Raw genomic sequence first — 6,959 nt, forward strand, 5'->3', positions numbered from 1 at the left:
TTGACTATTGCTGGATTAGATTGTAATATAGGTACACTTTATGAGTCGCGAATCTATTGTTGCAATTATTATAGGATTTGGAATTGGCCTCTTAGTAGCATTGAGCGTACTCTTTGGACCAAGTCTATTAAAGAGTCTGGACTTCAAACTACCCTTTTTAAAGGATTCCCAGGATACACAGATACGCCTGGATATGGACAAAGACGTAGACAATAAAAATGACAAGGTAACTCAGGAACTAGTAATAAACAACCCAATAGATGGTGGTGTTTTTGTGCAAAAAAACTCCGATGTATTAGTAAAAGGAAAAACAGAGCCAGGAGCAAATGTGGTAGGATTGTCTATGGTCAACCAAGTTCAATCGACAGCTAATAAAGAGGGTGTATTTGAATTAGAACTTGAGCTTTTAGAAGGAAAAAATATTATACAAGTTGTTTCATATAGTGACCAGACCAAGACAGCTGAATTAACAATTTACTATGCTAAAGACTAATTTTAAATACCTATTATTAACTGCTGTATTTTTGAGTATATTTATAGCACCTAGTGCGCTGGTCTGGGCGCAGACAGAAGCAACGGAAAGCTCTAACACGCAAGAAAAGATAGACCTAATAAAGGAGAAAGTGGCATCTCGGGTGGCTGAGTTAACTAAAGCAATTACAGTTGGCGTTGAAGGGTCAATTGAAAAAATTGAAGAAGGCTTGCTGACGCTGGATATAAACGGCAAACAAAAAACGGTTAATACTGACAAAGATACAGTAGTCAGTAAGAGAAATAGCGACTTGAGCATAGATGAGCTAAAATTTGACGATCTGGAAGAGAATGACGAAATAGTTGTCATTGGTGAAGAACAGATTGGAACAGATATTATTAATGCTAAATTAATTACCACTTCTTCCCCTGTGATTGCATTTACTGGCGAAGTTAAAGAAGTGGATATTAAAAAGTTCACTTTTGTTTTAATGGAAGCAGACCTAGAATATACCTTTGATTTTGAAAAATATACAGATTCATTAAAACTAACAGATAACAACTTTGAAGAAGCAGGCTTTACCAAAATTAAAGAAGGAGTAAAAGTTCAATTATTAGCCTCCCCCCAGAAGAATTCAGAGACGAGATTCACAGCTCTCAGGTTGATTGTTTTGTAATCATGTGTACTTAACTATTAACATATACTTTTATAGCATTTTTGATATTAGCCAAAGCCTCGTCAATTGTGTCTCCGTCATCGGCTACTCCAAGAGTAGGACACAAAGCTGTGAATCCGGGCTTGCCAGTTCCAGTTTGCTTGTCAGGACTAACAATAATTCGGTAGTTCAAAACTCTTGTTTTCATATGAGATTATTGTAATACGGATATAATAATAAAGCAAAATAGTTTACTCCACTTGACTAAAGTGCTTTAGTGTGATAAAGTGTTCGTCATATGAAGAACATAAAACCCAGATGGGTTAACTCTGATACAGACAATTTGTTTGAAGCAATATTACGGCTTGAGGATACTCAGGAAGCGCACAGGTTTTTTCGTGATCTTTTAACAGAGGGTGAAATAATGGAATTTGCTGCTCGCTGGAAAGCAGCAAGAATGTTAAATTCAGGTATCCCCTATTCCCAAATACAGAAAGAAACTGGGTTAAGTTCAACTACTGTTGCCAGAGTTAGCCAGTGGCTTACACGAGGAATGAGTGGTTATCAGTTAATGTTAGATAAACTTCACCATAGCGAGCATGTCATAGATCCCGCAAAGAGGATCTAGAGACATTCGTGATGGATTAATCCCCCACTTAAATTCATCCCTCCCGAATATTTCTTAAGAATTAATATAGTTAAATTATGACTAAAGAATTAGATAATAGAATACTTTTTGTGGCAGCAACTCACGGAGATGAGGGCTTTTCTATTGATGCGCTAGATCAGCTGAAAGCTGACTATGCTAAAGATGAATATGGCTATGACTGGATAATAGGAAATCCTATTGCACTAGCTGAGAATGTGCGTTTTATCGACACAGATCTTAATAGATGTGCCCCAGGGAATGTAGATAGTGACCTATACGAAGAAAGAAGAGCAAGTCAACTTATAAGAATATCTGATGACTATGGTGAATTAATAGATATACACGGAACAACTGCAAACACAGGTATATTTACACTGGTTACTTATCCAAGTATTGAGAACATCTTGTTTGCAGCGTCTCTACCTATAGATAGAGTTGTATTTTGGTACTCGAATAAATCCCAAATCAAAGGGCCACTTACGCAGTTCTGTAGTCAGCCTGCTATTGAAATAGAATGTGGTCCCAAAGGTGATCTAGGCATAATAATTCAACTTAGAAGTATCTTATCTATGTTCTTACAAAATAGAAAAAATGGTTTGAAAATTGATCTAGATAATAAAGAATTTTATGCGGTTTATGGAGCAATAAAACAGTGGCAAGGAGATAGATTGAGTGATTTTGAATTGGTAACACAGGGTAGTGAGGATTTTTACCCGCTATTAGTAGGTCAATATTCTGACAAAATTTGCTACAAGATGAGAAAAGTAGATTTTGCAAAGCAGTTTATATACTAAATATGAAATCACTTAGAAAAATACAGATTGGTGTAATGGGGTCTGCCTCAGATACGAAGTACTCCAAGAGATTGGAAAGCCTAGCGGTAAGCGTGGGATACTGGGTTGCAAATAAAGGAGCAACTCTCGTTTTTGGTGCTGAGAAAGATTGTGACTCTTTATCAACGGCTGCCTGCCGCGGTGCAAAAAAAGCTAATGGACTAACAGTTGGTGTTACGTATGGAAAAGGTCTTGACGTCTTTGAGAAAAATGCAGACGTGATAATTGCTAGCGGTTTAGAACGTGGAGGAGGAAGAGAAACTACTCTTGTATTAAGTTGTGATGCAATTATCACAATCAGTGGAGGATCAGGAACACTAACAGAAATAGCCATTGCTTACCAAGCAAATATACCCATTGTTGTATTAAAAAATACTGGAGGATGGAGTTCTAAGTTAGCCGGGCAGTTTATTGATAGCAGAAAACGACTAAGAGTTGAAGAGGCTAATACACCAAAAAGCGCTGTTGAAAAAGTACTTAAATTAATCAAAGACAAAAATGAGGAAATTAAATAAATCTCCACTACTAGTTCACCATATCCATATCAATCTCTTCTGGGAAGAGATTGGCTGTGGTATTGAACTCTCCTTGTAACAGCGATTTACCTCATTCAATCCCTTTTCATATAAGAGTTTGTTCTCTTTGTGTAAGGAAATGATCGGAGGTGATAATTATGTTAGAAAGAAAAAATTTAGTTCAACCTGAAAGTACAGAGGTATTAACCTCTGTACCTTATGTTGTTTCTGGAGATATAAAAATATTATTGGAGAACTGGGCAGATCAGCGTGGTTTTGTACTACCGGAAGCTAGTTTTTTTGTCGATCTTAGAGCTAATTTTAGCTCCTATATGCAACAAATGTTCGGTGGCTTTGAACTTGTATCTGAAATTGAGTTGGTAAATGGTATGGCCAAACAAGTGGAGTCTACTGGTCTACCAGCAATATCATTAGACCGAGTATATTTTCGCTCAGAATCGTTCTTAGATATAACTCGCCAGGTTGAAAATACCGGAAAAGACAAAGGGCTTGGAAGGCGCATGGGATCCCCCACCCTGCTCCAGCAATTTAGAGCTCTACGGGAACAAAATATCAGTAAGGTTACGTTAGTAGATGACGTCATATTTGCTGGTGAACAGGTTACCAGAATAAGCAAAATGCTTGAAAGAATAGGAATTAGTGTTCCAGTAGTTTGCGCTGGTATTGGAATTGGTGAAGGGATAGAGCAACTAAATAACCTTGGTCAAGAAGTAAGATGTGTTCGACAATATAAAGATGTCATAGACGAAATATGTGAAAGAGATTTTTATCCTGGTGTGCCAATGTGTGGCCGCTCAATCCAAGGTGATAATAATATTGGAGTTCCATACATATTGCCACTCGGTAATCCGGGTAAATGGGCATCCATACCTGACCAATGGCAAGCTCCCTTTTCGGGCTTTTGCATCCAGCAAACAGTTAAATTATTTGAAGCAATTGAAATTGCTTCAGGAAAAGAAGTCCAATGTAGAGACCTTGAGAGAAAGGTGTTTTCATTACCTAATGATGGAACACGATTTGTTGATGCTTTAGTAAATCTATAGACCTGTTGCCGATTGATCTTTTGGTCGATCGGCTATGGTTTTTTATTTAGCTTTAAAATTACATATCAGAGTTATATGTGAAACTGAGTTATGTAATTTCTGGGTGTGCTAAGATACTACCTATGGAGATAGAAAAAGTAGTTGAACAAAACAGCAAAATTAGGAGCTTAACTACCCAAGAGTACCAGATAGGAAGAAACGTGATGGAGGCTTGCATGTATGTGCAACCGAGCGAGAAAGTGCTCATAGTTACAGATCCCGAGGAGTACAAAAATGCAGCTATCTTTTTTGAGGCTGCCAAAGAATTTACTGACAGTGTCAAGCTCATCTCTTTTTCGGGAATGCATAAAAATGCCCAAGAGCCGCCGCCAGAAATAGTACAAGAAATAATAGCTGCGGACGTTGCTATCCTTATCACTAAACACTCTCTAACCCACACAAAGGGCAGATTAGATGGCACAAAAAGTAAAACACGAATTGCCACGATGCCAGGAATAACACAAGAAATAATCATGCGAACTTTGGGAGTGGACTATAGTGAGGTTGCAGCTTTGTCTATTAAAATTGCTAATATTTTAACTAAAAGTAAAAAAGGAAAACTTACTGCTGAGGGTGGCACGGATATCACGTTTAGTATAGCTGGTAGAGCTGGAATTGCGGATACGGGTTTGTTTGTAAAGAAAGGAGCCGAGGGAAATTTGCCCGCGGGTGAGGCATTTATTGCGCCTTTAGAAGGCACGACCAATGGAATAATTGTATTTGATGGTAGCTTTGATGCAATAGAGCTGAATCAACCAATAATAACTGAAATTCAAGATGGCAAAGTGATAAGTATCAAAGGGGGTAAGCCCGCAGATATTTTAAAGCGAAGAATGGACTCAGCTGGCGAGGCAGCTTACAATATTGCCGAACTGGGGATAGGTACTAATTCGGCAGCAGAGCTCAGCAGCAACCTTTTGGAAGCTGAAAAAGTATTTGGAACTGTGCATGTGGCAATGGGCAGCAATATTACATTTGGTGGGACAGTGTCTGTACCTTTTCATTCAGATGGTGTAATTCTCTCCCCTACTCTTAAAGTAGATGATATACTTATATTAGATAGAGGTAGCTTTAGATGGTAAAGACAAAAATTCAGCCAGTTAAGGGAACACGGGATTTTTATCCTGAGGATATCGCCTTTCAAAATTGGCTGTTTGGAAGGATTAGGACAATTTCCGAGAGCTTTGGGTACCAGGAATATGATGGGCCAATACTCGAGCCCATTGAGCTTTATCTTGCAAAAACTTCAGAAGAGCTAATTAAACAGCAGGCATTCACGCTGAAAGATGGAAAAGGGCGGGAGCTGGTGTTGCGACCCGAGATGACGCCAAGCGTGGCACGGATGGTAGCAGCAAAAAGTTATGAGCTACCAATTCCAGCTAGGCTATTTAACATTGGTCCCCGCTTTCGTTATGAGGCTCCGCAACGTGGCAGACTTCGAGAGTTTTATCAGTGGGATGTAGATATGTTTGGAGCTAATACGCCGGAAGCCGATGCCGAGATTATTGCTGTGGCAGCTGAGTTTTTTAAGACGCTGGGCTTAACACCTGACGATGTGGTGATTAAGATAAATGATCGTTCTTTAATTGAAACTAAATTTGCATTCTTAGATATCCCAGAAGATAAATGGCTTGAATTAACCACTATCATAGACCGGAGAGAAAAACTTACCCCAAAAGCTTGGCAGGAGTCCTTAGCAAAACTAGATTTTAGTGATAAGCAAATTTCAGAACTAGAGACTGTACTTAGAGACACCGACTTTAGTTTTGAGTCAGAGAATTTGACTAGAATTTTTTCAACGCTGGAGGACTTGGGGTATCGAGACTATGTTGAATTTGATCCATCAATTGTGCGCGGACTCCTCTACTACAGTTCAACTGTGTTTGAAACTAAAGATAGACATGGTGAATTTAGGTCTCTTTTGGGTGGAGGGCGCTATGCCAGTCTGGTTGGTGAATATGGCGGCCGGGACTTATCAGGGGTTGGTTTTGCAACTAGTGATATTATCATCCAGGAATTTTTGGCACATCACAACAAACTTCCAGAGCTTAAAGCTAAAGTTGCTGATGTTCTGGTGGTTGTGGTTGAAGAGGGCGCTGTTAGAGATGCTCTGAAGATAAGTACTTCGCTCCGCTCGGCTCAAATTAATACCGAGTTTTATCCTGATGCAACGGTAAAACTGGATAAGCAGTTATCTTTTGCAGATAAAAAAGGTATTCCGTTTGTTGTAATCTTTGGGAAAGATGAGATGGAAAAGCAAGTTGTAACTGTAAAGAAAATGGCAACAGGCGCGCAGAAACAAATACTTCTAAAAAACCTCACCCACGAAACTGTAGTTGGCTGGTAAGTGGAATACTCGAGCCCACAGGCGGAACGGACTCTGCGGAGAATTCACTGGGGTACCTTAGTCGTCTAGTCTTGAAACATCCACGTTGTATTGGTCTCGGACTTGGGAATTTTGTCTGATGCTACGCACAATAATCTTCTCGGTATTATTACCCCGTCCTGAGACATCATATATTGCGGAAAGCAACCGAGTTTCTGGGTCTATTATCTTACCGATTTTGGTCAACAGTGTTACTGGGCATTTTAGCTCAAAATTAATAGTTGTCAACTAAAAAAGCGTAACAGGCAGGCTTTCCACTTCAGTTATTTTAAAACCGGGTTTTAAAACTTTTGCACAAAAAGCATTTTAAGAATATCCCCAATTTTAAGTTGTACAGCGAAAATTA

The 6,959-nt window shown here is 39.0% G+C and carries 8 protein-coding genes; all 8 read left to right on the forward strand.

The window, feature by feature from the left end; genetic code table 11:
* The first annotated feature begins 40 nt into the window (after positions 1 to 40).
* The 8 genes from CO050_05950 (at position 41) to hisS (ending at position 6,574) form a co-directional block, all read left to right on the forward strand.
* The gene (locus CO050_05950) at positions 41 to 493 is read left to right on the forward strand and encodes a hypothetical protein (protein ID PJC30625.1); all 453 of its coding nucleotides are present in this window, start codon (positions 41 to 43) and stop codon (positions 491 to 493) included.
* Complete coding sequence (locus CO050_05955) at positions 480 to 1,148, forward strand: hypothetical protein (protein PJC30626.1); 669 nt, start codon at positions 480 to 482, stop codon at positions 1,146 to 1,148. The genes CO050_05950 and CO050_05955 overlap by 14 nt, the downstream gene beginning before the upstream one ends.
* A 277-nt stretch (positions 1,149 to 1,425) precedes the next feature.
* Positions 1,426 to 1,755, forward strand: coding sequence for a hypothetical protein (locus CO050_05960; protein ID PJC30627.1), 330 nt, complete (start codon positions 1,426 to 1,428; stop codon positions 1,753 to 1,755).
* Positions 1,756 to 1,832: 77 nt separating this feature from the next.
* A complete protein-coding gene (locus CO050_05965) occupies positions 1,833 to 2,570 on the forward strand; it encodes a hypothetical protein (protein PJC30628.1) in 738 nt (245 codons plus the stop codon).
* Positions 2,571 to 2,572: 2 nt separating this feature from the next.
* Positions 2,573 to 3,124: a hypothetical protein gene (locus CO050_05970; protein PJC30629.1), complete on the forward strand. Its 552-nt coding sequence runs from the start codon at positions 2,573 to 2,575 to the stop codon at positions 3,122 to 3,124.
* A 158-nt stretch (positions 3,125 to 3,282) separates the two neighbouring features.
* Positions 3,283 to 4,188: a hypothetical protein gene (locus CO050_05975; protein PJC30630.1), complete on the forward strand. Its 906-nt coding sequence runs from the start codon at positions 3,283 to 3,285 to the stop codon at positions 4,186 to 4,188.
* A gap of 122 nt (positions 4,189 to 4,310) precedes the next feature.
* Positions 4,311 to 5,309: a leucyl aminopeptidase gene (locus tag CO050_05980; protein PJC30631.1), complete on the forward strand. Its 999-nt coding sequence runs from the start codon at positions 4,311 to 4,313 to the stop codon at positions 5,307 to 5,309.
* A complete protein-coding gene (gene hisS, locus CO050_05985) occupies positions 5,303 to 6,574 on the forward strand; it encodes a histidine--tRNA ligase (protein ID PJC30632.1) in 1,272 nt (423 codons plus the stop codon). Before CO050_05980 ends, hisS begins: the two co-directional genes overlap by 7 nt.
* Positions 6,575 to 6,959 lie beyond the last annotated feature (385 nt).

The organism is Candidatus Roizmanbacteria bacterium CG_4_9_14_0_2_um_filter_38_17, assembly GCA_002788855.1.
GTDB lineage: Bacteria > Patescibacteriota > Microgenomatia.

What these genes read in the sequence shown, in the direction of transcription:
- hisS (PJC30632.1), top strand. Translation starts at nt 5,303, where the DNA reads ATGGTAAAGACAAAAATTCAGCCAGTTAAGGGAACACGGGATTTTTAT.
- CO050_05980 (PJC30631.1), top strand. Translation starts at nt 4,311, where the DNA reads ATGGAGATAGAAAAAGTAGTTGAACAAAACAGCAAAATTAGGAGCTTA.
- CO050_05975 (PJC30630.1), top strand. Translation starts at nt 3,283, where the DNA reads ATGTTAGAAAGAAAAAATTTAGTTCAACCTGAAAGTACAGAGGTATTA.
- CO050_05960 (PJC30627.1), top strand. Translation starts at nt 1,426, where the DNA reads ATGAAGAACATAAAACCCAGATGGGTTAACTCTGATACAGACAATTTG.
- CO050_05970 (PJC30629.1), top strand. Translation starts at nt 2,573, where the DNA reads ATGAAATCACTTAGAAAAATACAGATTGGTGTAATGGGGTCTGCCTCA.
- CO050_05955 (PJC30626.1), top strand. Translation starts at nt 480, where the DNA reads ATGCTAAAGACTAATTTTAAATACCTATTATTAACTGCTGTATTTTTG.
- CO050_05965 (PJC30628.1), top strand. Translation starts at nt 1,833, where the DNA reads ATGACTAAAGAATTAGATAATAGAATACTTTTTGTGGCAGCAACTCAC.
- CO050_05950 (PJC30625.1), top strand. Translation starts at nt 41, where the DNA reads ATGAGTCGCGAATCTATTGTTGCAATTATTATAGGATTTGGAATTGGC.